This is a genomic window from Streptomyces sp. NPDC051913, from assembly GCF_044593635.1.
Classification (GTDB): Bacteria; Actinomycetota; Actinomycetes; order Streptomycetales; family Streptomycetaceae; genus Streptomyces.
Map to the genome: position 1 here is coordinate 171,048 of NZ_JBIUCI010000007.1, position 24,943 is coordinate 195,990.

30 protein-coding genes are annotated in these 24,943 nt (G+C 70.6%); 9 read left to right on the plus strand and 21 right to left on the minus strand.

Annotated elements, in window-relative coordinates; translation table 11 throughout:
• Positions 1-30: 30 nt before the first annotated feature.
• The 4 genes from ACIHIX_RS22615 to ACIHIX_RS22630 are packed head-to-tail and all read right to left on the minus strand — an operon-like array spanning position 31 to position 1,820.
• Entirely contained in the window at positions 31-531 is a 501-nt protein-coding gene (locus ACIHIX_RS22615; protein WP_399958900.1) for a DUF3618 domain-containing protein, read from the minus strand.
• A complete protein-coding gene (locus ACIHIX_RS22620; protein WP_399958902.1) occupies positions 528-938 on the minus strand; it encodes a phage holin family protein in 411 nt (136 codons plus the stop codon). The genes ACIHIX_RS22615 and ACIHIX_RS22620 overlap by 4 nt, the downstream gene beginning before the upstream one ends.
• Positions 939-990: 52 nt before the next feature.
• The gene (locus ACIHIX_RS22625; protein ID WP_399958903.1) at positions 991-1,686 is read right to left on the minus strand and encodes a hypothetical protein; all 696 of its coding nucleotides are present in this window, start codon (positions 1,684-1,686) and stop codon (positions 991-993) included.
• Positions 1,683-1,820: a hypothetical protein gene (locus ACIHIX_RS22630; RefSeq protein ID WP_399958905.1), complete on the minus strand. Its 138-nt coding sequence runs from the start codon at positions 1,818-1,820 to the stop codon at positions 1,683-1,685. The genes ACIHIX_RS22625 and ACIHIX_RS22630 overlap by 4 nt, the downstream gene beginning before the upstream one ends.
• Positions 1,821-1,999: 179 nt before the next feature.
• On the opposite strand from ACIHIX_RS22630, the gene dapA reads away from it, so the two are divergent.
• Positions 2,000-2,896, plus strand: a complete 897-nt coding sequence (gene dapA, locus ACIHIX_RS22635; protein ID WP_399958907.1) for a 4-hydroxy-tetrahydrodipicolinate synthase — start codon at positions 2,000-2,002, stop codon at positions 2,894-2,896.
• A gap of 1 nt (position 2,897) precedes the next feature.
• Here dapA and ACIHIX_RS22640 read toward each other — a convergent pair whose 3' ends face one another.
• Together ACIHIX_RS22640 and ACIHIX_RS22645 are read right to left on the minus strand one after the other, a co-directional pair.
• The gene (locus tag ACIHIX_RS22640) at positions 2,898-4,118 is read right to left on the minus strand and encodes a WD40 repeat domain-containing protein (RefSeq protein ID WP_399958909.1); all 1,221 of its coding nucleotides are present in this window, start codon (positions 4,116-4,118) and stop codon (positions 2,898-2,900) included.
• The gene (locus ACIHIX_RS22645; protein WP_329344410.1) at positions 4,115-4,663 is read right to left on the minus strand and encodes a SigE family RNA polymerase sigma factor; all 549 of its coding nucleotides are present in this window, start codon (positions 4,661-4,663) and stop codon (positions 4,115-4,117) included. Before ACIHIX_RS22645 ends, ACIHIX_RS22640 begins: the two co-directional genes overlap by 4 nt.
• A 164-nt stretch (positions 4,664-4,827) precedes the next feature.
• On the opposite strand from ACIHIX_RS22645, the gene ACIHIX_RS22650 reads away from it, so the two are divergent.
• Both ACIHIX_RS22650 and ACIHIX_RS22655 read left to right on the plus strand, forming a co-directional pair.
• On the plus strand, positions 4,828-5,322 hold the full coding sequence (locus tag ACIHIX_RS22650) for a hypothetical protein (protein WP_399958911.1): 495 nt from the start codon (positions 4,828-4,830) through the stop codon (positions 5,320-5,322).
• Between the two features lie 32 nt (positions 5,323-5,354).
• The gene (locus tag ACIHIX_RS22655; RefSeq protein ID WP_399958913.1) at positions 5,355-6,275 is read left to right on the plus strand and encodes a DUF4231 domain-containing protein; all 921 of its coding nucleotides are present in this window, start codon (positions 5,355-5,357) and stop codon (positions 6,273-6,275) included.
• 67 nt (positions 6,276-6,342) lie between these two features.
• Here ACIHIX_RS22655 and dapD read toward each other — a convergent pair whose 3' ends face one another.
• Both dapD and ACIHIX_RS22665 read right to left on the minus strand, forming a co-directional pair.
• Positions 6,343-7,332, minus strand: coding sequence for a 2,3,4,5-tetrahydropyridine-2,6-dicarboxylate N-succinyltransferase (gene dapD / locus ACIHIX_RS22660; protein ID WP_399958915.1), 990 nt, complete (start codon positions 7,330-7,332; stop codon positions 6,343-6,345).
• Between the two features lie 138 nt (positions 7,333-7,470).
• A complete protein-coding gene (locus ACIHIX_RS22665; protein ID WP_399958917.1) occupies positions 7,471-8,727 on the minus strand; it encodes an MFS transporter in 1,257 nt (418 codons plus the stop codon).
• A gap of 87 nt (positions 8,728-8,814) precedes the next feature.
• On the opposite strand from ACIHIX_RS22665, the gene ACIHIX_RS22670 reads away from it, so the two are divergent.
• A complete protein-coding gene (locus ACIHIX_RS22670) occupies positions 8,815-9,702 on the plus strand; it encodes a winged helix-turn-helix transcriptional regulator (RefSeq protein WP_399958919.1) in 888 nt (295 codons plus the stop codon).
• On the opposite strand, the gene ACIHIX_RS22675 is transcribed toward ACIHIX_RS22670, so the two are convergent.
• From ACIHIX_RS22675 to ACIHIX_RS22685, 3 genes are read right to left on the minus strand one after another with little or no spacing between them, the layout of a single operon-like run.
• The gene (locus tag ACIHIX_RS22675) at positions 9,686-10,228 is read right to left on the minus strand and encodes a TetR/AcrR family transcriptional regulator (protein ID WP_399958921.1); all 543 of its coding nucleotides are present in this window, start codon (positions 10,226-10,228) and stop codon (positions 9,686-9,688) included. The two genes, ACIHIX_RS22670 and ACIHIX_RS22675, sit on opposite strands and share 17 nt — an antisense overlap.
• Positions 10,228-10,548, minus strand: coding sequence for a DMT family transporter (locus tag ACIHIX_RS22680; protein WP_399958923.1), 321 nt, complete (start codon positions 10,546-10,548; stop codon positions 10,228-10,230). The genes ACIHIX_RS22675 and ACIHIX_RS22680 overlap by 1 nt, the downstream gene beginning before the upstream one ends.
• A 40-nt stretch (positions 10,549-10,588) precedes the next feature.
• Positions 10,589-11,617, minus strand: coding sequence for a sulfotransferase family protein (locus ACIHIX_RS22685; RefSeq protein ID WP_399958925.1), 1,029 nt, complete (start codon positions 11,615-11,617; stop codon positions 10,589-10,591).
• A 231-nt stretch (positions 11,618-11,848) separates the two neighbouring features.
• On the opposite strand from ACIHIX_RS22685, the gene ACIHIX_RS22690 reads away from it, so the two are divergent.
• Complete coding sequence (locus tag ACIHIX_RS22690; RefSeq protein ID WP_399958927.1) at positions 11,849-12,673, plus strand: AbfB domain-containing protein; 825 nt, start codon at positions 11,849-11,851, stop codon at positions 12,671-12,673.
• A 55-nt stretch (positions 12,674-12,728) separates the two neighbouring features.
• On the opposite strand, the gene ACIHIX_RS22695 is transcribed toward ACIHIX_RS22690, so the two are convergent.
• Genes ACIHIX_RS22695 through ACIHIX_RS22730 form a run of 8 tightly spaced genes read right to left on the minus strand, consistent with a single transcriptional unit; the run spans position 12,729 to position 19,289 of the window.
• Positions 12,729-13,061, minus strand: a complete 333-nt coding sequence (locus ACIHIX_RS22695) for a metal-sulfur cluster assembly factor (protein ID WP_079308860.1) — start codon at positions 13,059-13,061, stop codon at positions 12,729-12,731.
• Positions 13,058-13,525 carry a Fe-S cluster assembly sulfur transfer protein SufU gene (sufU, locus tag ACIHIX_RS22700; RefSeq protein WP_329340513.1) on the minus strand — a complete coding sequence of 156 codons (468 nt, stop codon included), beginning with the start codon at positions 13,523-13,525 and terminating at the stop codon, positions 13,058-13,060. Before sufU ends, ACIHIX_RS22695 begins: the two co-directional genes overlap by 4 nt.
• 15 nt (positions 13,526-13,540) lie before the next feature.
• On the minus strand, positions 13,541-14,797 hold the full coding sequence (locus tag ACIHIX_RS22705) for a cysteine desulfurase (protein WP_399958930.1): 1,257 nt from the start codon (positions 14,795-14,797) through the stop codon (positions 13,541-13,543).
• Positions 14,794-15,558, minus strand: a complete 765-nt coding sequence (sufC, locus tag ACIHIX_RS22710; RefSeq protein ID WP_399958932.1) for a Fe-S cluster assembly ATPase SufC — start codon at positions 15,556-15,558, stop codon at positions 14,794-14,796. Before sufC ends, ACIHIX_RS22705 begins: the two co-directional genes overlap by 4 nt.
• Positions 15,559-15,565: 7 nt before the next feature.
• Positions 15,566-15,883, minus strand: a complete 318-nt coding sequence (locus ACIHIX_RS22715) for a bifunctional 3-phenylpropionate/cinnamic acid dioxygenase ferredoxin subunit (protein ID WP_399958934.1) — start codon at positions 15,881-15,883, stop codon at positions 15,566-15,568.
• Positions 15,883-17,064: a Fe-S cluster assembly protein SufD gene (gene sufD, locus ACIHIX_RS22720; RefSeq protein ID WP_399958935.1), complete on the minus strand. Its 1,182-nt coding sequence runs from the start codon at positions 17,062-17,064 to the stop codon at positions 15,883-15,885. The genes ACIHIX_RS22715 and sufD overlap by 1 nt, the downstream gene beginning before the upstream one ends.
• 60 nt (positions 17,065-17,124) lie before the next feature.
• Positions 17,125-18,549: a Fe-S cluster assembly protein SufB gene (gene sufB, locus ACIHIX_RS22725; RefSeq protein WP_399958937.1), complete on the minus strand. Its 1,425-nt coding sequence runs from the start codon at positions 18,547-18,549 to the stop codon at positions 17,125-17,127.
• Positions 18,546-19,289 carry a helix-turn-helix transcriptional regulator gene (locus tag ACIHIX_RS22730; protein ID WP_399958939.1) on the minus strand — a complete coding sequence of 248 codons (744 nt, stop codon included), beginning with the start codon at positions 19,287-19,289 and terminating at the stop codon, positions 18,546-18,548. The genes sufB and ACIHIX_RS22730 overlap by 4 nt, the downstream gene beginning before the upstream one ends.
• 161 nt (positions 19,290-19,450) lie before the next feature.
• On the opposite strand from ACIHIX_RS22730, the gene ACIHIX_RS22735 reads away from it, so the two are divergent.
• The 4 genes from ACIHIX_RS22735 to ACIHIX_RS22750 are packed head-to-tail and all read left to right on the plus strand — an operon-like array spanning position 19,451 to position 23,062.
• On the plus strand, positions 19,451-20,248 hold the full coding sequence (locus ACIHIX_RS22735) for an aminoglycoside N(3)-acetyltransferase (RefSeq protein WP_399958941.1): 798 nt from the start codon (positions 19,451-19,453) through the stop codon (positions 20,246-20,248).
• Between the two features lie 45 nt (positions 20,249-20,293).
• Entirely contained in the window at positions 20,294-21,217 is a 924-nt protein-coding gene (locus ACIHIX_RS22740; RefSeq protein ID WP_399958943.1) for an ABC transporter ATP-binding protein, read from the plus strand.
• A 50-nt stretch (positions 21,218-21,267) separates the two neighbouring features.
• Positions 21,268-21,984 (plus strand): ABC transporter permease, encoded by a 717-nt coding sequence (locus tag ACIHIX_RS22745; RefSeq protein WP_399959419.1) that lies wholly within the window; start codon positions 21,268-21,270, stop codon positions 21,982-21,984.
• Positions 21,985-22,042: 58 nt separating this feature from the next.
• A complete protein-coding gene (locus tag ACIHIX_RS22750; protein WP_399958945.1) occupies positions 22,043-23,062 on the plus strand; it encodes a heme A synthase in 1,020 nt (339 codons plus the stop codon).
• Here ACIHIX_RS22750 and ACIHIX_RS22755 read toward each other — a convergent pair.
• Positions 23,017-23,757: a nucleotidyltransferase gene (locus ACIHIX_RS22755; RefSeq protein ID WP_399958947.1), complete on the minus strand. Its 741-nt coding sequence runs from the start codon at positions 23,755-23,757 to the stop codon at positions 23,017-23,019. The genes ACIHIX_RS22750 and ACIHIX_RS22755 overlap by 46 nt on opposite strands.
• 46 nt (positions 23,758-23,803) lie before the next feature.
• Entirely contained in the window at positions 23,804-24,910 is a 1,107-nt protein-coding gene (locus ACIHIX_RS22760; RefSeq protein ID WP_399958949.1) for an amidohydrolase family protein, read from the minus strand.
• Between the last annotated feature and the right edge of the window lie 33 nt (positions 24,911-24,943).

Here is a 24,943-nt window from a genome sequence, read left to right on the forward strand (position 1 = left end):
CCTCCAACCTCAACCAAACTTCAGGTCAAGTCACTTCTTGGGGTACCGCCACGTCACCACGGCCACCGCGGCCACCGCCGCGCCGATGACCAGCACGGGGCGCGGATGCCGGATCGCCGCCTGGACGACGTGCCGGGCGGGCTGGGGGACGCTGTGTTCGGCCCGCCGCTGGAGTTCGTGCCCGGTCTTCGCGGCCCTGCCCTGCGCCTGATGACCGGTCCTGGTCGCCGTGTCCTGGACCTTGTGGCCCGCCTGCACGGCCTTGTCGTGCATGGTGTGACCGGCCTGGGTGGCCCGGTCGTGCGCCGTGTGGCCGGCCTGCGCCGCGGTGCTGCGCAGTTGCACGGTCATCGCGCCCGCCTTGTCCCGCAGATCGGCCGCCCGAGCTCGCGCTCGGCCCTTCACGTCCATCTTTCCTGCCAACTCCTCCACTGTGTCGCCGAGTTGGCTGCGGGTCTGTTCGATCTGCTCCCGCAGTTCCTCGGGGCCCTTGGCTCCGCGGCCCACGCCCGGCATCGCCTTGTCGGTCATCGGTGTGCCCTTTCCTTGATCTCCTCGACGTCGGCCCTGACGCTGCCGAGGGTCTCCTCGGGCGTGGGGGGTGCGGCGCGGCGGAGCTGGGCGCGGCCCTTCGCGGCCAGCAGGGCGGCGAGGGCGAACAGCACGGCCGTCACGATGAGCGCCGCGGCCCAGACGGGCAGCGTCAGCGAGAGGGCGGCGGTGGCCGTGCCGGCGAGGGCGAGCAGCCCGGCGTAGGCGATCGCTCCGGCGGCACCCAGCATTCCGCCGCCGCGCCCGGCCCGCCGCCCCTTCTCGGCGAGCTCCTCCTTGGCGAGGGCCACTTCCTGCCGTACGAGCTGGGAGAGCTGCTCGGTGGCCTGGCCGACGAGCTCGCCGACGGAGTGCTGGGCTTGCCCGGGCTCCTGGGTCTGGGTCACGGTGTCCGCCTCCTCTCGGTTCGGACCGTCCGAGTACCCGGACCCGCACCCGCTATCCCTGCGAACCCGCCTCCGGGCCCCGCTCCCCCAGCCGCGCCAGCTGCGTCTGGAACCAGTCGAGCCGGGCCTGCAACAGAGCGGCCTCCGCGGTGAGTTCGGAGACACCGAGATCGGCCGTGGCGGCCACCTCGGCATCGGCCGCCGCCTCGCTCCCCCGGCCCGCCACCACGCGCAGCCCCTCTCCCGCGAGCCGTGCGAACGAGGCGAGCGAGACGGACGTACGTCCGCGCAGACAGCCCGCGCAGGACGGGGCGAGGGCGCGCCAGCCGGGTCTGCCCCAGCCGGCGTCGGCGAGGGCGGAGGCGACCGTGCCGCAGGTACAGGGGCCGACGGTGGCGGTGCGGACGCGCTGGCGGGCGTAGCGGAAGCCGAGTTCGAAGCGGAGGTAGCGGCCGAGGACGGACACCTCCAGCAGGGCGGCCGCCCGGTGCTCGGCGGTGCACAGCAGGGCCTCGGCGGTCGTCCGGTCGTGCACGCAGTGGAAGCCGCAGTCGCAGCGGCGGTGCGGTGCCCGGTGCCGCAGGCCATAGACGCAGGACGCGTCGGCGAGGACGCCGTACGGCAGCGCGCCGCCGAGCGACACACCGGTGAACCCGGCCCGGGTGCCGTCGTGGGACAGCACCGGGTGGGCGATCTTGTATCCGGTCGGCGGCTCCGTCGGGCGTTCCTCCGGAAGCCGGAGTCTCATCGGGCGGCCGGTACCTCTTCGGGCGCCGTCAGTTCCTCGGTGATCTCTTCGGGGAGCCGGAGTTCGGGTTCTTCGTCCTGGGCCTGCGGCCGCTCCGTTGCGACTCCGGTGGCGAGTGCCTTGCCGAGCTTCATGACGCCTCCCATGACCAGGGGTCGATGCCTGGGGTCGATGACCGTCCTGACCATGGTGACCCATGAGGGGCCGATTTGGACATAGGGCCTACTCCGGCCCCCACCTCTCAGCGTTGCTTACCAATACATCGTAGAAGAATTAAGTGGAGCTTCACGATGACTGTGCCGAGACTACTCCCATGACCTACTCCGGCTCCTGCGCCCCGCCCTTCGGCCGTGCCCTCTGCGCGATGATCACGCCCTTCACCGAGGGCGGCGTCCTCGACCTGGACGGCGCGCAGCGGCTCGCCGAGCGGCTGGTGGCGGACGGCTGCGACGGCCTGGTCCTGTCCGGGACGACGGGCGAGTCGCCGACCACGTCGGACGCCGAGAAGGCCGACCTCGTCCGGGCGGTCCGGGAGGCGGTGGGCACCCGGGCGTCGATCCTCACCGGCATCGGCACCTTCGACACCCGGCACACCGCCGAACTCGCCCTGGAGGCCGAGAAGGCGGGCGCGGACGGGGTGTTGCTGGTCAGCCCCTACTACAGCAGGCCCCCGCAGGACGCGTTGGAGGCGCACTTCCGCCAGATCGCGGACTCCTCGGGCCTGCCGATCACCCTCTACGACATCCCGGGCCGCACCGGCACCCGCATCGAGCCCGAGACCCTCCTCCGGCTCGCCGAGCACCCGAGGATCGTCGCGGTCAAGGACTGCTCCTACGACTTCCTCGCCGCCCAGAAGGTCATCGCCCGCACGGAGTTGGCGTACTACGCGGGCTGCGACGAGCACAACCTCGCGCTGTACGCGGTGGGCGGGGCGGGGTACATCAGCACGGTGGCGAACGTCGCCCCGGCCGAACTGCGCGCCGTCCTCGACGCGTTCGACGCCGGCGACACGGCGGAGGCGGCCCGCCTCCAGCAACAGGCCACGCCTCTCATCGAGTCGATGATGTCGGCGGGTCTGCCCGGCACGGTCACGGCGAAGGCGCTGCTGAACGAGCTGGGTCTGCCGGCCGGCCCGGTGCGCGCACCGCTGCTGCCCGCCGACCGGGAGACGGTCGACGGGCTGCTCGCGGCGTACCGAGCGCTTCGCTGAATCAGCGCCGCACGAAGACCGGCTCCCAGGCCAGACGCTGCGGACCATCGTCCGGATCGCGCTCGCCGCTCAGCGGTACGACCTTGTCGCTGCCGATCGTGACGAGGACCAGGTGGTCCTTGTAGCCGGCGTTCTTGAGAGGTGTGGTGCGTTCCCAGGCGATGAGGCGCTTGTCGTCGACCCAGGCGAGCAGATGAGCGCCGCGCACCTTGGTGATCTCCTTGCCGGTGAGGGGGTTCTGGATCGAGGAGTAGGACTTACCGGGGAGCTTCTTGCCCATGTTGACCTCTTTGGTCAGACCGAGAGCGGCCAGCTCACCGTTGGGGGAGATCCGGGCCGGGACGTCCCAGCGCAGGTACTTCTCCTTCGCGGGCGCGGCGATCTTCTGGCCGGAGAGGTCGTAGAAGTTCTCCATGCCGTCCTTGCCGCCGACGACCTGGGCGTACAGCGCCTTGTCGTCGTCGGTGAAGGCGAAGTCCGCGCGGCTCGGGACATCACGGCCGGCCTTGACCTGCCACCAGGCTCCGCCGCCGTTCACCAGGTCCCAGACGAGGTATCCGGTCCGGGACGTGTCGCCTTCCACCAGCGCCGGGTCCACGCCGCTGTCGCCGTTCCTGACCATGACCCGCAGGTCGGGGTGCTCGTCGTACGTCGTGGCGACCAGCTTGGTCCCGTCGTGAGAGAAGGAGAGCCCGCCGACTCCCACGTCGAGCGGGATCCACTGCCTGATCTTCCCCGTCGTGAGGTCGAGCAGCCCGATCCGGTGGGCGGGCAGGGATCGTTCGAGGACGGCGGCGGTCTTCGCGCCGGGTGCGACGGCGACGTAGGACCATCGGGTGTCCTTCTTGTACCGCCCGGTCCGGGCATCAAGGAGCCGGTACGTCCGTTCGGCGATCCACCCGTCCTTGACCCTCGTCCGGGTGTCGGTGGTGTAGTAGGCGGCGAGCACCGTGTTCCCGACCGAGATCGTCCGCTGCGGCAGCGCCCCCTCCTGGCGGCCCGTGGTCCCGCTCGGGCGTACGTCGTCCCCGCCGGAGACCAGTTGCGGCACCGCCACCGAGACGGCGACCACGGCAGCGGTGGCCGCCGCGACGGACGCGAACGCACGGGCCCGCCGGCGCCGGCGCACGGCCAGCACCCGGTCGGCGAAACCCGGTCCCGGCGGCGGCTGTTCACCGGCCAGGTCGCGCAAGGAGTCACGTACGAGATCTTCGACGTTCACGGACGTACCTCCACGGGAGCGAAGTCACGGGACGGCCGGCTCGGGGTGTTCAGGGCGGCCAGTTCGGGGGCGAGGGTGCGCAGACGCGCGAGCGAGCGGTGGGTGGTGGACCGTACGGTGCCTACCGAGCAGCCCAGGATGCGGGCCACGTCCGCCTCCGGCAGATCCTCGAAGTAGCGCAGCACGAGGACCGTGCGCTGGCGTGCCGTGAGCCGCGCGAGCGCGCCCCGCATCACCAGGCGCACCTCTGCGGCCGACGAGTCGTCGCCGCCGGTGCGGTCCTCCGGTGGCTCGGCGACGCTGAGTTCGCGTCTTGGCCACTTCAGCCGCCAGCGGCTGATCTGCTGCCGGTAGAGGATCTGCCGTACGTACGCCTCGGGTTCGTCGATGCGGTGCCAGCGGCCGGCCGCCTTGATCAGCGCGTTCTGCAGCAGGTCCTCGGCGGTGTGCCGGTCGCCGCCGCTGAGCAGCACGGCCGTCTTCAGCAGCGCGGACGACCGGTGCTCCACGAACTCCCGGAAGCTGTCCTGCGCCTCGGCATCCATCGTCACCTTCTCTTCCCCGGGGAGGTTCCCCGGGGCCCGTCCCCGGAGCGGACCCGGTGTCCGCCCCCTCTGCCCCTTGTGACGCGCGCGACCGCGTCCCGCTATGCCTGCCGCGCACAGAAATTCTCAGCGCCCGCTCCCCCTCCCTGTCGTACGGTGATCGGGTGAGCCGCCCTCTGCTCTTCCTCGACGTCGACGGCCCCCTGAACCCGTACGCGGCGCAGCCCGAGCGCCGCCCCGAGGGTTACACGACGATCCGGGTGGCCCTGCGTCCGGGCCGCCCCCTGCGGGTGTGGCTGAACCCGTCGCACGGCCCGGCCCTTCTGTCCCTTCCCTACGACCTGTGCTGGGCGACCACGTGGATGGACGCGGCCAACCGCTGGATCGCCCCCGTCGTCGGTCTCCCCGACCTCCCCTACGTGGACTTCGGCGACCGCCTGCTCACCCATCGGCCCGACGGGGTGCACTGGAAGACGGAGGCGATCGTGGCGTACGCCGAGGGCCGGCCCTTCGCCTGGGTCGACGACGAACAGAGCGCCGCGGACGAGGAGTTCGTCACCGAGCACCATCCCGGCCCCGCCCTGCTGCACCACGTCGACCCGCGCATCGGCCTGCGGGAGAAGGACTTCGCGATGTTGCGGAACGCTACGCTGACCTGAACGCGCCCCCAGCACAGAGCGGGATCCACTTGATGCTGTCGCAAAGTCCCCTCGAAGAGAGCGATCTTCCCGGGGTTTTCGAGTCGGCGGACGCCATCTCCAAGGAGGGCCAGCGCGATTACCTCAAGTGGACGCGCGGGCGGCTTCAACTCGCCCTGGCCGCAGCTCTGTTCGGTGGCATCGCGGCCACGGTCGACAGCCACGGCAGGGTGGAGAAGACGGCGGCGGCTCTGGCGCTGACCGCCTTCATCGCCGCGCTGCTCACCGAGATCCATCTGTTGCGGGACAAGCCCGAGGAACGCTGGTACAACGGCCGGGCGCTGGCCGAGTCCGTCAAGACGCTGGCGTGGCGCTACATGGCGGGTGCGGCGCCCTTCCCGCCCTCGCTCTCGGACGACGAGGCCCGGGACGTCCTGCTCACCCGCATCCACGACCTGACGACGGAGGCGAACCTCCCCGGCCTGACGTTCGGCCAGGCCCAGGTCACCGACCGGATGCGGGAGGTGCGGGCGCTGGACTTCGCCGACCGGAAGTCCGCCTATCTGGCGCTGCGGGTGGCGGACCAGGAGGGCTGGTACAACGCCAAGGCCAGGCTCAACAAACAGAACTCCGGGAAATGGCGCAGCATCCTGATCCTCTTCGAGGTCCTCGGCGTCGCCACGAGCACCGTCAGCCTGCTGGACCTCGCCGACGTCGACGCCAGCAGCGTGGTCGCCGCGGCCATCGCCGCGGCGGGGGCGTGGCTGGAGGTCAAGCAGTACGACAACCTGTCCTCCGCCTACTCCCTCACCGCCACGGAACTCGGCTTCGTCCGCATGACCGGCGAGAACGTCACGACCGAGCCCGACTGGTCCCGGTACGTCGTCTCCGCGGAGCAGGCGATCAGCCGGGAGCACACGATGTGGCTGGCGCGGCGGCTGGGGATGCGGGCGGTGCGGATGAACTCGGAGTGAGGGTGCCTGGATGAGGGCGCCCGGGTAAGGGCGCCCGGGTAAGGGCGCCCTTCACACGGTCCGCTGATCAGTTGTGGCTGTGCAGGATCTCGTTCAGACCGCCCCACACCGCGTTGTTCGGGCGGGCCTCGACCGTGCCGGTGACCGAGTTGCGGCGGAAGAGGATGTTGGAGGCGCCGGAGAGCTCACGGGCCTTGACGATCTGCCCGTCGGGCATGGTGACGCGGGTGCCGGCCGTGACGTACAGCCCGGCCTCGACCACGCACTCGTCGCCGAGCGCGATGCCGACGCCGGCCTCGGCGCCGATGAGGCAGCGCTCGCCGATGGAGATGATGACGTTGCCGCCGCCGGAGAGGGTGCCCATGGTGGAGGCGCCGCCACCGATGTCGGAGCCGTCGCCGACGATGACACCGGCGGAGATACGGCCCTCGACCATGGAGGTGCCGAGGGTGCCGGCGTTGAAGTTGACGAAGCCCTCGTGCATGACGGTGGTGCCCTCGGCGAGGTGGGCACCGAGGCGGACGCGGTCGGCGTCGGCGATCCGGACGCCCTTGGGGGCGACGTAGTCCGTCATCCGCGGGAACTTGTCGATGGACGTGACCTGGAGGTGCAGGCCCTCGGCGCGGGCGTTGAGGCGCACCTTCTCGATGTCGTCGACGGCGACGGGGCCGAGGGAGGTCCAGGCGACGTTGGCGAGGAAGCCGAACATGCCCTCCAGGCTCTGGCCGTGCGGCTTGACGAGCCGGTGGGAGAGGAGGTGGAGCCGCAGGTAGACGTCATGAGCGTCGATCGGCTTGGCATCGAGCGAGGAGATGACCGTACGAACCGCGACGACCTCGACGCCACGCCGTGCGTCCGCGCCGATCGCCTTGGCGGCACCCGCGCCGAGCGCCTCGACGGCCTGCTCGGCGCTGAGCCGCTCGGTACCGGAGGGGCCGGCCTCTTCCTTCAGCTCGGGCGCGGGGAACCAGGTGTCGAGAACGGTGCCGTCAGCGGCGATGGTGGCAAGCCCGGCGGCCACGGCGCCGGTCGTACGAGGAGCAGTCGTGTCGGTCATGAGGGCAACCTAACCACCCGAGGCCTACGGAGGCTAACCAGCGGGGCTCACGTCTCAGGTGGCGAGCGCCCAGGGGCGCGGGGAACTGCGCGACCAGCCACAACGGACCCGCACCCGCCGACACGCCCCCGCGCCCCTTCAGGGCCGGCGGGGGTCCAGGGGGCGGAGCCCCTTGGCCGGGGTCGAAGGGCCGGCAGCCCCTGGGGAGGGGAACGGGTAGGGGCGGCGGGGGCGAGGAAAGGCGTCGGACAGCAGCACGACCACCCCAGCCACCACCCCCAACCCCGTACAGACCGGCCACACCACCCCGGGAGCCACCGCATACAACCCCCCACCCAACGGCGCCGCCAGCACCACCCCACTGATCGACGCCCCGGCGTACAACGACTGGAACCGCCCCTGCACATGCTCCGGCGCCTGATCCGCGACATACGCCGTGGCCGTCGTCTTGTACAGCGCCTCCCCGACCGTCAGCAACGCCATCATCACGACCGCACTACCGACCCCCACCCCCACCAGCAACACCCCGTACCCCGCCCCCACCAACACCAGACCCGCCCCGACCACCCGCAACGGCGACCGCTTCCGCAGCACCACCGCGACCGGCACCTCGAGGCACAGCAGAATCCCCCCGTTGACGGCGAGCAGCGTCCCGTACACCCGCGCGTCCATCCCGTGATCCGCGAGGAAGACGGGAAACGTCGAGTACTGCTGCCGGTACACGACATCGACGACGACGATCGCCGGCAGCAGCACCAACACCGCCGGGCGCGCCCGCAGCGCACCCCAGACGCCCCCACCCTCCCCGCCCAGGCCACGCCGCCGTGAAACCCCCCGCCCCACCGGCACCACCCGAGCCGTCCAGCACGCCAGCCCCACACTCCCGAGCCCTTCCCCCACGTACAGCCAGTCGTACGAGAACCTGGTCGCGACCAGCGCCCCGAGCACCGGCCCCACCGTGAACCCCCCGTTCGCCGCGGCCCGCATCACGGCGAACGCCTGCCGCCGCACCCCCTCCGGGACGATGACGGCGACGAGCGCGGACTGCGCGGCCCGCTGCACCCCCGCCGCGTACTGCGCGAGCGGCAGCACCCCGTACAGCACCGGCGTCGGCAGCAACGGCACCGCACCCAGCAGCAGCCCCGATCCCACGGCCGCCGTCAGCAGCACCCGCCGATGCCCGAACCGGTCCCCGTACCAGCCGCCGGTGAAGTTGCCCGCGACCAGCCCCACGCCCCCGACCCCGACGAGCACCCCGGCCGCGGCCGCTCCCAGCCCCCGCGGACCGGTGGCGTACAGGAAGACGAAGGCGAAGCCGACGCTCACGACCATGTTCACGAACGTGCCGCAGGCCAGCAGCCAGACCGCCCGTGGCACCTCTCGCAGTGCGCGCACCACGCCCCCCCGTTAGTTCCCTTTGGGAACTGACTATGTCAGCATGACAGCCTCGGGGCAACGCCGCAGACGAAGGGACGGGACGCCATGGCCCGCAGGACGAGCCTGGAGGACGCCACCTGCGCCATCGCCCAGGCCCTGGACGTCGTCGGCGACTGGTGGACCCTGCTGATCGTGCGCGACACCGCCCGCGGGGTGCATCGCTTCGACGAGCTCCAGCGCGAACTCGGCATGTCCCGGAAGGTGTTGACCGAACGGCTGCATCTCCTCGTGGACGCCGACGTACTCACCCGGGTGCCCTACCAGGAGCGGCCCGTACGGTACGAGTACCGGCTCACGCCGCGCGGCCACGCCCTGCTCCCCGTCCTCGTCGCCCTCCAGGACTGGGGCGACGCCTGGGTTCTCGGCGACGGCGGTACGACGGCCACCGCGGCGGAGGCCTCGGCGGAGGCGCGGCGGGTGCACGAGCTCGTCGGCACCCGGATGCCGGAGCTTCGACTCGTCGACGATCGTGGCACGTTGCGCGATCCCGTCGCGGACGGCAGCCCGTTCACCGTCCTGTACGGCTTCCCCGGCGCCTACGCCCGCGCCGACGCCTATCCGCCGGGCTGGTCCGACATCCCCGGCACGCCCGGCTGCACCCTGGAGTCCCGCACCTACCGCGACCGCCAGGCCGACTTCACGGCGGCCGGCGCCACCGTGCACGGCGTCTCCACCCAACGCCCGGACGAACAGCGGGCGTTCGCCGAGAAGGAGGGGCTGGGCTTTCCGCTGCTCTCCGACGCCGAGCTGTCCCTCATCGCGGCGCTGCGGCTGCCGACCTTCCGTGCGGCGGGTGCCAGCCGGCTCAAGCGACTCACCCTCGTGGTCGACCGGGAGCGGGTGGTGCGGGACGTGCAGTATCCGGTGACGGACGTCGCGGGGAGCGTGGAGGCGGCGCTGGCCGCGGTCGGGCGGCTCAGCGGGGCGGGATGATCCGCGCCAGCGCCTCCCGCGCGTACGCCTCGTCGTACACCCCGTCCGTCAGCAGCACCTGAAGACAGATGCCGTCCATCAGTGCCACCAGGGCTCGCGCCGTCAACGGGTCGGTGCGGCGGGCCACCAGGTCGACCAGCTGCTCGGTCCACTCGCCGGCGACCGGGCGCAGCGCGGGGCGGCGCAGGGCGGCGAGGTAGAGCTCGTACTCCAGCTCCACGCCGGTACGGTCGCCGGCCAGCCATTCCCCCATCCAGCCCGCCAGTTCCGCGGCCAGGTCGGCCCGCGGGTCCTCCAGACCGCCGCGCGCCGCGATCACCTTGGCGAAGCCCTCGTTGGCCTGCCGCAGCGCGGCGACCATCAGTTCGTCGAGTGTCTTGAAGTGGTACGTCGTCGAGCCGAGCGGCACGTCGGCCTCGGCGGCGGCGGTGCGATGGCTCAGTCCCGCCAGGCCCTTCTCGCCGACGACCCGGATCGCCGCGTCGATGATCCGCTGGCGTCGCTCGGGGTCGTAGCGCCGGGCCATCAGTGGGCACCGCCCAGGTTCAGCACGACCACCCCGACGATGATCAGCGCGATCCCGGCGGCCTTGGCGGCCGTCATCCCCTCCCCGAGGAACAGCATCCCGATGGTGGCGATGGAGGCGGTGCCGACCCCGGCCCAGATCGCGTACGCGGTACCGACCGCGACCGTCCGCAGGGTCTGCGCGAGCAGCGCGAAGGAGACGACGTACCCGAGGACGGTCAGCAGCGAGGGCAGCAGCCGGCTGAAGCCCTCGGTGTACTTCATGGCCGTGGTCGCCGCGACCTCGGCGGCGATGGCTCCCGCCAGCATCAGATACCCCATGTGTACGAGTGTACATAACGCCGCTCGCAGGTCGTGCGCCTCACGCCCTGAACTCCGAGGTGGTGACCGGCCGGGCCGCCGAGACGGGGCCCGGTTCACGCACCCGCGCCAGCCGGTCGAGCAGCCGCCGCTTGGCGTGGGCGGCGCGGCGCAGGGCCCGGACCCTGCGGTAGCGGAGCAGTTCGGCGGGGTCGGGGCGGACGGCTCCGCTGAGTTCGTAGCCGTTGCGGACGAGGCGGTCGCCGAACGCCGCCTCGCACAGGCGTATCTGATCGGGGGTCAGGCGCTGCTGCCAGCTGCCGGCCCGGCTGGCGTCGAGGGCGCCGCGGGTGCGGCTGTGCCAGGTCTTGCGGGCGGGGACGGCCTGGCTCGCCAGACGTCGCGGCTCGGCCATCCGGGGGTCGTACTCCTCGCCCAGGTAGCCGCAGAGAGCGCGGAGTTGGGGCTCGGGGTCGGCCACCAGGTCCTCGAAGCGCAGTTCGTGCCAGCTGTCGGGGCCGAGGCGGCGGGCGTGTCCGCGGGTGGTGTCCATCACCTGCGCCCAGGTGGCGACGGCCTCGTGGAAGCCGCGGTGCCACCAGGGCATGCCCAGCAGGGAGGCGACGCAGTCGCGGCCGTCGCGGACCAGGTGCACGAACTGGGCGTCCGGGAAGAGCCGCAGGATCTCTTCGACGTGCAGGGCGTAGGCGGGCCGTTTGTCGCCCCAGCGCGCCTTGCCGTGGCGCTCGGCGTACGCCTTGAGCGTGATGCCCAACGCGGAGCCGAGGGTGGGTGGTCCGGCCGCGATGCGCTCGGCAACCGCTTTCGCGTCCAGACCCAGTTCATGGAAGCGGGTCTCCTTGCGACCGGTGATCCACTGGGCGAGGCCGGCGCGGTTTCCGGCGTCGCGGAGGTCGCCGAAGCGCAGCCGCTGCTCGTAGGCGGGCAGCACGAAACGGGTTTCCGGGGGCAGTGCGATGCGCGGGTGCGCGTGCAGCATGAGCTGCAACAACGTGGTCCCGGAGCGGGGGCAGCCGAGCACGAAGACGGGGCGGGCGGCGGGCGGTGCGAGAGAGGCGGAGGTAACCACGCTCCCACGCTGCCGCCGGGTGTTGAGGCGGGGCTGGGAGGGCGCTGAGAAAGCGATGTGGAAGCGGTGGCTGAAGAGATGTGAACACGCGGTGGAGAACGATATGGAAACCGCTCGCTGAAAGGGCTGCTGCGAGGGAAGCCGTTCCACTACTGTGCCGTTTGCTTTACCGTTCACACACCCCCCATCACAGCCGCGGCCTTGCCATGGGCTCCGCCGGAGGAACCGCGCATGCCAGAAAACCAGTCCCGTCCTCCTCAGCCCTGGGAGAACGGGTGGGTCCCCGACCCGTCCCGAGCCCCCGGAACCAGGCGTCTCTATCTCGCGGGCGCACTCGCGGCCGCCACGATCATCGCCTGCGTGGCGGCGATAGCCTGGACGGACAGGGGCCCTGAGACCCTGTCAGCGCCGCCCCCCTCGGACGGCGCGACGCTGCCCGGCCTCATCTCCTTCGGCACCCCGTCGCAGACGGAGACGGCGCCGCCGAAGGGCAAGAGCGGCCTCACCACCGAGGAGGCCACCACCCCGGCCCCCCGCCAACAGGGCTCCACGCCCTCCCCGGCCACGGACCCGACCACCAAGTCCCCGACCTCGCACCCGAGTTCGTCGGACCCCAAGCCCGCCCCCAAGCCGGCGACCACCTGGCGCTCCGTCCGCTCGGTCAACTACCCCGACCGCTACTGGCATGTGAGCGGCGGCTATGTGAAGCTCGATGCCGTCGGCGGCTCGGAATCCCGCGAGGACTCCACCTTCAAGCTGGTCAAGGGCCTCGCCGACAGCTCCTGCTACTCCTTCGCCACCGCCGACGGCCAGTACCTGCGCCACCGCAGCTTCGTCCTGGTGGCCAACCGCAACGACGGCTCGGCCCTGTTCCGTCAGGACGCCACCTTCTGCGCCCGCGCCTCGTCGATCCCCGGCGCGATCACCCTGGAGTCGGTGAACTACCCCGGCCGCTTCCTGCGCCACCAGAACTTCCAGCTCAAGCTGGACCCGTACCAGTACGGCGACCTGTACCGCCAGGACTCGGCGTTCCGCCTGGTGGACGGGCTGGCCTGAGCGCACGGAAGGGGGCCGCGGCACCAAGCCACGGCCCCCTTCACCCACTGCTGTGTCAGACGTTGAACCCGAGCGCCCGAAGCTGCTCACGCCCGTCGTCCGTGATCTTGTCCGGGCCCCACGGCGGCATCCAGACCCAGTTGATGCGCAGCTCGTTGACGAGGCCGTCCGTGGCGGACTTGGCCTGGTCCTCGATGACATCCGTCAGCGGGCAGGCCGCCGAGGTCAGGGTCATGTCGATCGTCGCGATGTTCGCGTCGTCGATGTGGATGCCGTAGATCAGGCCCAGGTTGACGACGTCGATGCCCAGTTCGGGGTCGACGACGTCGTACAGCGCCTCGCGGATCTCCTCCTCCGAGGCCGGCTTCATCTCAAGCGTCTCGCTCATGCCGTCTTCCTTTCGGCGTCGGCTCCGCCCAGGGCCTGGGCCGTCGCGTCCTTCCACGCCATCCAGCTGAGGAGGGCGCACTTCACCCGGGCCGGGTACTTGGAGACACCGGCGAACGCGACCGCGTCCTCCAGCACCTCCTCCATCGCGTCGTCGGGCTCGATCCTGCCCTTGGACTGCATCAGCTCCAGGAAGGTCTCCTGGATCCGCTGCGCGTCGGACAGGTCCTTGCCGACCAGGAGGTCGTTCAGGACCGAGGCCGAGGCCTGGCTGATCGAGCAGCCCTGGCCCTCGTACGAGATGTCCGCGATCTGCTCGCCGTCGTACTTCACGCGCAGCGTGATCTCGTCGCCGCACGTCGGGTTGACGTGGTGCACCTCGGCGTCGCCATCCCGAAGACCGCGCCCGTGCGGGTGCTTGTAGTGGTCCAGGATGACTTCCTGGTACATCGAATCAAGCTTCACGACTCAGCCAGCTCCTCAGCCGAAGAAGTTCCGTACGTGCTCCAGACCGTCGACCAGAGCGTCGATCTCGGCCGGCGTGGAGTACAGATAGAACGACGCTCGCGTGGTCGCGGGAATTCCGTACCGGAGGCAGACCGGGCGGGCGCAGTGGTGACCCACGCGGACCGCGATGCCCTGCTCGTCCAGTACCTGGCCCACGTCGTGGGGGTGGATGTCACCGAGCGTGAAGGAGATCGCCGCGCCCCGGTCCTCGGCCGTGGTCGGGCCGATGATCCGCAGGTCCGGTACCTCGTTGAGCTTCCGCACCGCGTACTCGGTCAGCGCGTGCTCATGGGCGAGGATCTTGTCCATGCCGATCGAGTTCAGGTAGTCGATCGCCGCGCCGAGTCCGACCGCCTGCGCGATCGGCGGGGTGCCCGCCTCGAACTTGTGGGGGGCGGGAGCGTACGTCGACGAGTGCATCGACACCGTCTCGATCATCTCGCCGCCGCCGAGGAACGGAGGCAGGTCCTCCAGGAGCTCCTGGCGGCCCCAGAGCACGCCGATACCCGTCGGACCGCACATCTTGTGACCGGTGAAGGCCACGAAGTCGGCCTGGAGGGCCTGTACGTCCAGCGGCATGTGCGGAGCGGCCTGGGAGGCGTCGATGCAGACGAGGGCGCCGACTTCCTGAGCGCGGCGGATTATCGTCTCGACCGGGTTGACCGTGCCCAGGATGTTCGACACCAGCACGAAAGAGACGATCTTCGTCTTCTCCGTGATGATCTCGTCGATGTTGGACAGGTCGAGCCGGCCGTCGTCGGTGAGGCCGAACCACTTCAGCTTCGCGCCCGTGCGCTGCGCGAGCAGCTGCCACGGCACGATGTTGGAGTGGTGCTCCATCTCCGTGATGACGATCTCGGTCTCGGCGTCCACGCGGTAGGGCTCGTCGGCCCAGCCCAGCATGTTCGCCACGAGGTTGAGCGACTCGGAGGCGTTCTTGGTGAAGATCACCTCGTCGCGCGAGGGGGCGTTGATGAACGCGGCGACCTTGTCACGCGCGCCCTCGTACAGCGCCGTGGCCTCCTCGGCGAGCACATGCACACCGCGGTGGACGTTGGCGTTGTAGCGCTCGTAGTACTCGCTCAGGGCGTCCAGCACCTGGCGCGGCTTCTGCGAGGTCGCCGCGTTGTCCAGGTACACGAGCTTCTGGCCGTCGTGGACCTGGCGGTCCAGGATGGGGAAGTCCTTACGGATCGCCTCGGTGTCGAGGAGGCCCGGCAGCTGGGTCACTCGGATGCGCCACCCTTCGTGTAAGCCTCGTAGCCCTCGGCCTCGAGCTTGTCGGCGAGCTCGGCGCCGCCGGACTCCACGATCTTGCCGTTGGCGAACACGTGCACGTGGTCGGGCTTGATGTAGCGCAGGATGCGCGTGTAGTGCGTGATCAGCAGGGTGCCGACCTCGCCGGTCTCGCGGACGCGGTTGACGCCCTCGGAGACGATGCGGAGGGCGTCGACGTCCAGACCGGAGTCCGTCTCGTCGAGGATCGCGACCTTCGGCTTGAGCAGTTCGAGCTGGAGGATCTCGTGGCGCTTCTTCTCACCGCCGGAGAAGCCCTCGTTGACGTTGCGCTCGGCGAAGGAGGGGTCCATGTTGAGGCGCTCCATGGCCTCCTTGACCTCCTTCACCCAGGTGCGCAGCTTGGGGGCCTCGCCGCGGATGGCGGTGGCGGAGGTCCGCAGGAAGTTGGAGACGGAGACACCGGGGACCTCGACCGGGTACTGCATGGCGAGGAAGAGACCGGCGCGGGCGCGCTCGTCGACGGACATCTCCAGGACGTCCTCGCCGTCGAGGGTGACGGTGCCGCCGGTGATCGTGTACTTCGGGTGACCCGCGAGGGAGTAGGCGAGGGTCGACTTGCCGGAGCCGTTGGGGCCCATGATGGCGTGCGTCTCGCCCTGCTTCACGGTCAGGTCGACGCCCTTGAGGATCTCCTTCGTGGCGTTGTCGGCCTCGACGGTGACGTGCAGGTCGCGGATTTCAAGCGTTGCCATGGGTGCCTCAGGACTCCTGGTTGAGGGAGACGAGCACGTCGTCCCCTTCGATCTTTACGGGGTATACGGGGACGGGGCGCGTCGCGGGAAGGCCGGACGGCTTGCCGGTGCGGAGGTCGAAGCTGGAGCCGTGCAGCCAGCACTCGATCTGGCAGTCCTCCACCTCGCCCTCGGAGAGGGAGACGTTCGCGTGGGAGCAGATGTCGTGGATGGCGAACACCTCGCCCTCGGTCTGCACGACCGAGACCGGCGTGCCGTCGAGTTCCACCCGCTTCGGGGTGTCCTCCTCCAGCTCGCTCAGCCCACAGGCGCGTACGTACGTCATCAGACCGTGGCCTCCAGCTCGGCCTCGATCTTCTCCAGCAGCCGCGCCTCGATGTCCTCGACGCCGATCTGCTGGACCAGCTCGGCGAAGAAGCCGCGGACCACCAGGCGGCGGGCCTCGTCGGCGGGGATGCCGCGGGCCATCAGGTAGAAGAGCTGCTCGTCGTCGAAGCGGCCGGTCGCGGAGGCGTGTCCGGCGCCGACGATCTCGCCGGTCTCGATCTCCAGGTTCGGCACCGAGTCGACCCGGGCGCCGTCCGTGAGGACCAGGTTCCGGTTCATCTCGTAGGTGTCCGTGCCCTCGGCCTTGGCCTCGATGAGCACGTCGCCGATCCACACCGCGTGGGCGCCCTCGCCCTGCAGCGCGCCCTTGTAGACGACGTTGGACTTGCAGTGCGGGACGTTGTGGTCGACCAGGAGGCGGTGCTCCTGGTGCTGGCCGGCGTCCGTGAAGTACAGCCCGAACAGCTCGGCCTCGCCGCCGGTGCCGGCGTAGGTCACGCGCGGGTGCAGGCGGACGACGTCACCGCCGAAGGTGACGACGACCGACTTGAAGGAGGCGTCACGGCCGATGAGCGCGTTGTGCTGCGCCACGTGCACGGCCTTGTCGTCCCAGTCCTGGACGGAGACGACGGTCAGCTTGGCGCCGTCGCCCAGGACGTAGTCGACGTTGGCGGCGAGGACGGCGTCACCGGTGTGGTCGATGACGACGACGGCCTCGGCGAAGGCGCCCAGCTCGATGACCTGGTGGCCGAAGCGGACCCCGCCCTCACCGTGCACGGCGATGCGGATCGGCTCGGTGAGCACCGTCTCCTTGGGGACGGTGACCACGCCGGCCTTCTCGAACGCCGAGTACGCCTGGGCGGCGATGCGGTCCACCGGGGTTCCCGCCTTGCCGAGGCGGGCGTCGTCGCGGCCGACGGTCTCGACGGTGACGCCCTCGGGGGCCTGCACCTCGACCTTCACGCCCTCGCCGGAGGCGACGGCGGTGCCGTCGTGCAGCCCGCGCAGGCGCTCCAGCGGGGTGAACCGCCACTCCTCCTCGCGGCCGTGCGGGACCGGGAAGTCCGCCACGTCGAAGGACGGGGGCGCGCTCATGCGCGTGGCGACGGTCGACTCGGCGGCAACGGCCACCGCGCCGGCGGTGGTGGACCCCACCGGGATGTTCTGAGCCTCAGCCATGGCTGTCGTCATGCTCGCTTTCTGACGCTAATAAGACTTACGACGGTGAGTGGGTCGGTTTTAACCGACCGCACCCTCCATCTGGAGCTCGATCAGCCGGTTGAGTTCCAGCGCGTACTCCATCGGCAGTTCCTTCGCGATGGGCTCGACGAAGCCGCGCACGATCATGGCCATCGCCTCGAACTCGGAGAGACCACGGCTCATCAGGTAGAAGAGCTGGTCCTCGGAGACCTTGGAGACGGTCGCCTCGTGGCCCATGGACACGTCGTCCTCACGGACGTCCACGTAGGGGTACGTGTCGGAGCGGGAGATGGTGTCGACCAGCAGCGCGTCGCACAGCACGTTGGACTTGGAGCCGTGGGCGCCCTCGCCGATCTCGACGAGACCGCGGTAGGAGGTACGGCCACCGCCACGCGCCACGGACTTCGACACGATGTTGGAGGAGGTGTTCGGCGCCATGTGGACCATCTTGGAGCCGGCGTCCTGGTGCTGGCCCTCGCCCGCGAAGGCGATGGAGAGGGTCTCGCCCTTGGCGTGCTCGCCCATCAGGTAGACGGCCGGGTACTTCATGGTGACCTTGGAGCCGATGTTGCCGTCGATCCACTCCATGGTCGCGCCCTCGTACGCCACGGCGCGCTTGGTGACCAGGTTGTAGACGTTGTTCGACCAGTTCTGGATGGTCGTGTAACGGCAGCGGGCGCCCTTCTTCACGATGATCTCGACCACCGCGGAGTGCAGGGAGTCCGACTTGTAGATCGGGGCCGTACAACCCTCGACGTAGTGGACGTAGGCGTCCTCGTCGACGATGATCAGCGTCCGCTCGAACTGGCCCATGTTCTCCGTGTTGATCCGGAAGTAGGCCTGGAGCGGGATCTCCACGTGCACGCCCTTCGGCACGTAGATGAAGGAGCCGCCGGACCACACCGCGGTGTTCAGCGACGCGAACTTGTTGTCGCCGACCGGGATGACCGTGCCGAAGTACTCCTTGAAGAGCTCGGGGTGCTCCTTCAGGGCGGTGTCGGTGTCGAGGAAGATGACGCCCTGCTCCTCCAGGTCCTCACGGATCTGGTGGTAGACGACCTCCGACTCGTACTGGGCCGCGACACCGGCGACGAGGCGCTGCTTCTCCGCCTCCGGGATGCCGAGCTTGTCGTACGTGTTCTTGATGTCCTCGGGCAGGTCCTCCCAGGACTCCGCCTGCTTCTCCGTGGAGCGCACGAAGTACTTGATGTTGTCGAAGTCGATGCCCGACAGGTCCGAGCCCCAGTTCGGCATGGGCTTCTTGTCGAACAGGCGCAGGCCCTTGAGACGGAGCTTGGTCATCCACTCCGGCTCGTTCTTCTTCGCCGAGATGTCGCGGACGACGTCCTCGTTGATGCCGCGCTTTGCAGAGGCGCCGGCCTCGTCGGAGTCCGCCCAGCCGTATTCGTACTTACCCAGGCCCTCGAGCTCGGGGTGGGCAGTCTCCTCGATGGGGAGAGTCATGCGGGGTTCCTCCCGGCCGTGCTTGCAGATGCGTTGTGTGTCGTGTGGGAAATCTTGGGGATGAACGTCGTGCAGACGCCGTCACCGTGCGCGATGGTCGCCAGTCGCTGGACGTGCGTTCCGAGCAGCTGGGAGAAGATCTCGGTCTCCGCCTCGCAGAGCTGCGGGAACTTTTCCGCGACATGGGCGACGGGGCAGTGGTGCTGGCACAGCTGCTCGCCGACCGGTGCGCTGCGCGCCGTAGCAGCGTACCCGTCCAGGCTCAGGGCCTTGGCCAGGGCTTCGGTGCGCTCCTCGGGGGCGGCGGCCTCGATGGCCCGTCGGTAGGCGGTGGCCTGCTCGGCGATCCTGGCGCGCGCGAAGGCGACGACGGCTTCGTCCCCGCCGAACCGCTCCCGGATGAAGTTGAGGGCGTCCGCGGCGAGCTTGTCGTACGACTGGTCGAAGGCGTCGCGGCCGCAGTCGGTGAGCGCGAAGACCTTCGCGGGGCGCCCGCGCGTGCGTGCGCCGTAGACCCTCTGCTCGCGCGCCTCCACGACGTCGTCGGCGACCAGCGCGTCGAGATGCCTGCGTACGGCGGCCTGGGTGAGGCCCAGGCGGCCGGCCAGTTCGGCGACGGTCGACGGCCCGTGGTCCAGGATGGATCGCGCGACTCGGTTGCGGGTGGACCGCTCACCGGTCGCGAGCTCCTCCTGAGGGGCCCCCGTGGGGGTCTCCCGAGCCTCGCCGACGTTTTTCACAACGCCATTGTTGCGTAATTCCTCAGGGCCGGGCAACCCGCGTCCGGGTCGATCAACGGTGGGGTGCATCACTTAGGTAAGGCTGACCTGACCTGCGAAAACGATCTTTGATCGATCAATTCGGTGGCATGCGCCGAGCCCTTCCGGGACACTTCACCACCATGCCCACACCCCCTCCGACCGGCCCTCTTGTCACCCGCGGCACCGTGGCCGCGCAGCTGCGCGAGCTGGGAGTCCAGGACGGCGAGATCCTCCTCGTCCACTCCTCCCTGAAGTCCCTCGGCTGGGTCTGCGGAGGCCCCGTCGCGGTCGTCCAGGGATTTCTCGACGCCCTGGGTCCGACGGGCACCTTGGTGGTCCCCACCCAGACCGGCGAGCTCTCGGACCCGGCCCTGTGGAGAAACCCACCGGTGCCCGAGGAGTGGTGGGACCCGATCCGCGCGTCCATGCCGCCGTACGACCCGCTGGTCACCCCCTGCCGCCATGTCGGCGCGCTCCCGGAGACCGTGCGCACCTGGCCGGGCGCCCTGCGCAGCGCGCACCCGCAGACGTCTTTCGCGGCGCTCGGCGCACACGCGCGTGAGGTCATCGACGCTCACGCCACCGACTGCCGGCTCGGCGAGCGCAGCCCCCTCGCCCGCCTCGAAGCGCTCCACGCGCGTGTGCTCCTCCTCGGCGCCGGCTACGACACCTGCACCAGCTTCCACCTCGCCGAGTACCGCATACCGTCCCCGCTGGTGAAGGTCGGCCGCCCCGGTCCGGCCGGCTGGGAGACGGTGACCGAGGTGTCGATCACCTCCGACCGTTTCGACGAGCTCGGCCACGACTTCGAACGCGACCGTCCCGTCGTACGCGGCACGGTGGGCGCCGCCGACGCACGGCTGTTCCCCGTGGCCGACGCGGTGGCGTACGCGGAGCGCTGGCTGGCGCTGCACCGCCCCCGTGCGGAGGAGATCTGAACCCGGCGACCGGAGCCGCCACCGTCGTACCTAGACTCTTGAGCCATGCGAAGTGAGCCCGTGGTCCAGGTCCAGGCCCTGGTGAAGCGGTACGGCACGAAGACCGCGGTGGACGGCCTCGACCTGGTGGCCAAGGCGGGCGTGACCGCCGTACTCGGACCCAACGGCGCGGGCAAGACGACGACCGTCGAGACCTGCGAGGGGTACCGCAGGCCGGACTCCGGCGTCGTGCGCGTCCTGGGTCTCGACCCGGTCCGGCACTCCCGCGACCTGCACACCCGGATCGGCGTGATGCTCCAGTCCGGCGGCGTCTACTCGGGCGCCCGTGCGGACGAGATGCTCCGCCATGTCGCCAAGCTGCACGCCCACCCCCTGGACGTGGACGCCCTCATCGAGCGCCTGGGACTCGGCGGTTGCGGCCGGACGACGTACCGCCGTCTCTCGGGCGGCCAGCAGCAGCGGCTGGCGCTGGCCATGGCCGTGGTGGGCCGCCCGGAGCTGGTGTTCCTGGACGAGCCGACCGCGGGCCTCGACCCGCAGGCCCGCCGCGCCACCTGGGACCTGGTCCGTGATCTGCGCGCGGACGGCGTCTCGGTCATCCTCACCACGCACTACATGGACGAGGCCGAACAGCTCGCCGACGACGTCGCGATCATCGACGCGGGCCGGGTCATCGCCCAGGGCTCCCCCGAGGAGCTGTGCAAGGGCGGCGCCGAGAACACGCTCCGCTTCACCGGCCGTCCGGGCCTCGACGTCGGCTCCCTGCTGAAGGCGCTCCCGGCGGACTGCACGGCCGCCGAGCTGACGCCGGGCTCGTACCGGGTCGGCGGCAAGGTGGACCCGCAGTTGCTCGCCACCGTCACCTCCTGGTGCGCGCAGCACGGCGTGATGCCGGAGAAGATCTCGGTCGAGCGACACACGCTGGAAGACGTATTCCTGGAACTTACGGGCAAGGAGCTGCGCTCGTGACCGCGACCGGTACGTACACCCCGAAGCCGGAGGCGGCCCCCCTGGGGCGCATGATCGCGGCGCAGGCGGCGCTTGAGACCAAGATGCTGCTGCGCAACGGCGAGCAGCTCCTGCTGACGGTCGTGATCCCGACCCTCCTGCTCGTGCTCTTCAGCTCGGTCGACATCGTCGACACGGGCGCGGGCGAGGCGGTGGACTTCCTCGCCCCCGGCATCCTCGCGCTCGCGGTGATGTCCACGGCCTTCACCGGTCAGGCGATCGCGACGGGCTTCGAGCGCCGCTACGGCGTCCTGAAGCGGCTGGCCGCCTCACCGCTGCCCCGCTGGGGTCTGATGACGGCGAAGACGCTGTCGGTCCTGGTGACGGAGATCCTGCAGATCGTGCTGCTGACGGTGATCGCCTTCGCGCTGGGCTGGGACCCGCAGGGCAATCCGTTGGCCGTGCTGCTCCTGCTGATCCTCGGCACGGCCGCCTTCTCGGGCCTGGGGCTGCTGATGGCCGGCACGCTCAGGGCGGAGGCGACGCTCGCCGCGGCCAACCTCGTCTTCCTGCTGTTCCTCGTCGGCGGCGGTGTCATGGTCCCGATGGACAAGTTCCCCTCCGGCGCGCAGGACGTGCTGGGGCTGCTGCCCATCTCGGCCCTGTCGGACGGTCTGCGGGACGTGCTTCAGCACGGGGCCGGGATGCCGTGGGGTGACCTGGGGATTCTCGCGGTGTGGGCGGTCGTGGGCCTGGCGGCGGCGGGGAAGTTCTTCCGCTGGGAGTAGGAGGACCACGGACTGGACCACGGACCCTCGTGAAAGCGTGCACAAGCTGCCCCCTACGATGGACCCCGTGCCAAAGATGACCCGCGCCGACGCCACAGCAGCCGCGCGCAACCCCCTCGCCTTCATCGCCGCACGCTGGACCCCGGAACCCCGGACGGTGCAGCGGGCGGCCCTCGCCGCGCTCGTCATGTCGGTGGTCATCGTGGTCACCGGCGGTGCCGTGCGGCTCACCGGCTCGGGCCTCGGCTGCCCGACCTGGCCCAAGTGCACCGAGGACTCGCTGACCACCACCAGCGAGATGGGGCTGCACGGCTACATCGAATTCGGCAACCGCATGCTGACGTACGTCCTGTGCGCCGCCGTCGGCTGGGCCATCATCGCCGCCCGCTCGCAGAAGCCCTACCGCCGCAGCCTGACCCGGCTGGGCTGGGCGCAGTTCTGGGTCGTGATGGGCAACGCGATCCTCGGCGGGATCGTCGTGCTGGTCGGTCTGAACCCGTACACGGTCGCCGCGCACTTCCTGCTCTCCACCGCCCTGATCGCGGTCGCCACGGTGATGTGGCAGCGCACCCGTGAGGGTGACGACACACCGCGTCCGCTGGTCGGCGCGTCGGTGCAGCAGCTGGTGTGGTTCCTGGTCGCCGCGTCCGTCCTGCTGATCGCGGTGGGCACGGTCGTGACCGGCTCGGGCCCGCACGCGGGCGACTCCAGCGAGGTCGAGCGGATGCCGCTGGACTGGGAGACGGTCAGCAAGCTGCACGCCGTGCTGGCGTGGATCGTGGTGACGCTGACGTTCGCCCTGTGGTTCGTCCTCAAGGCCGTCGACGCCCCCAAGGGCCCGCTGGACCGCACCCGTGACCTCTTCCTGATCCTGCTCGCGCAGGGTGTCATCGGTTACGTCCAGTACTTCACCGATCTGCCCGAGATCCTCGTCGGCGTGCACATGTTCGGTTCCTGCCTGGTGTGGATCGCGGTGCTGCGGGTGCTCCTGGCACTGCGCGAGCGGCCGGAGATCGAGATCCAGCTGCCGGGTCAGCCGTACGCCGCCACGAGTTCGTCGATCGCCGGTCCCAGGTAGGTGCGGGTCAGTTCGCCCCTCCGCGCCGCCCACTCCTCGGTGGTCGGCGTCGGCGTCCTGTCGTAGCGCCGCTCGCGGATGTCCTCGACGACCTCGACGGGTGCGCCGAGTTCCGGCAGCAGTTCCAGTGCCTCCCGCTTGGAGAGCAGCCGTCCGTCGCGCAGGGTGGCGGTCGCGCGGGCGAAGGTCGTCAGGCCCACGTCGACCCAGGGGGCCTGCCGCCACCGTTCCGCCTTGCCGAGCTTGGGACGCCAGAAGTCACGCTGGTCGCGTACGACGAACTCGTCGAGCTCCGGATCCGACACCGGCGGCAGCAGCTCGGCGGGCGCCTTCCCGTGCAGCACCCGCCCGAAGGTGCGCAGTTCACGCCGGGTCACCGGGGTGACCGGCCGCTTGAACAGCTGTTCGTGCGCCCAGGTCGGATGGGAGCGCCCGGAGTCCTCGACGGCGTCCGGCGTGAGATAGGTGCAGTGCAGGAGTCCCGCGAGCGGCTCGTTGCGCAGCCGGGCGTGCAGCGTCGCCAGCCGCCAGACGGTGCGCGGGGTGAGCGGGGCGTGCAGGACGGCGATGAGGTCGAGGTCGCTGCGGCCCTCCTGGTAGTCCCCGCCGGCGAGCGATCCGTGCGCCCAGACGGCGATCGGGTCGACGGGGGCGAGGCCGGACAGGAAGCGGTCGAGTAACGCGTCGGTCTGCATCCCCCCATCCTGTACAGCCCGCACGGGCCCGTACACCCCGTACGTCTCACTCCAGCCCGTAGACCCTGCGGGCGTTCCCGGCCGCGATCAGCCCCGCCACCCGCTGGGCGTCCGCGAGCGACCACGCGCCCTCGGCGACCCAGGTGCCGAGGACCCGCCCGAGCGCCTCGCGGAACAGCCGCGCGCCCACGACATGCAGTTCGGGCAGGCCCTGGGCGCCGCTGGAGAAGAGGATCTTGCCGAAGGGGGCGAGTTCGAGGATCTCGGCGAGGACGGTCGCCGCGCGGGCTCCCGTACGCACCAGCGCCGCGCCGGAGTCGGCGTAGACATGTGGGAAGACGCCCGCGAGATGGGCGGCGTGGCGGTGGTACGGGTAGCCGTGCAGCAGCACCAGATCGGTGCCGAGGCCCGCCGTGGCGCGGACGAAGTCGGTGAGCAGGACCGGGTCGGTGCGGTCGATCCGCACGCCCGGCTCGCCGAGGCCCGCGTGCAGCTGGAGGGGCAGTCCCGAGGCGACGGCGATCCACAGCAGGTGCCGTAGCAGCACCGGATCGGTCAGGTGCCCGCCCACCCGGCGGCCCGCGAGCCACCGTCCGGCCGCGCCCCGCACCTCACCCGGGCCGGGCGGCTCGGGGGCGAGGGCGAGTCCGTGCCGTACGCCCGCCACCGAGGTGAAGGCGACCGCGCCGGTGGCCGCACCGTGCACGGATTCCGCGAGGTTGGCGAGGAAGGACTCGACGGTGCCGGAGGTGTCGGCGACCTGTTCGGCGAGGAGTTCCAGGCGCACGATCTCGCGGGCCTCGGCGTCCGACGCCACCGCCATCTCGTCGGGACCGGTGAGATCGCCGGGCAGCCCGGCGTCGACGAGGTACGTCGTGATGCCGCTGCCGCGCAGCAGTCTGCGGCCCGCCTCCAGTACGCCGAGTTCACGGCGCCGGGCGAGATAGCGGGCGGGCGGGCAGTGCGGTTCGAGACCGAGCAGGGGTGGACACCATCGGCGTACGGCGAAACCGGTCTGGGTGTCGAAGAGCGTCGTACCGGGGGCGGGCGGCCCCTCGGTACGGGCCAACTGGGCCTCGAAGGTGCCAAGGCCCAGCTCGGTTCTCAGTACGCCGTGGCAGTACTGGTCCACGAGGGACGGCGTTTCGATCATCCGGGCTCCCGTGACTGGACCATGTCCTCTCAC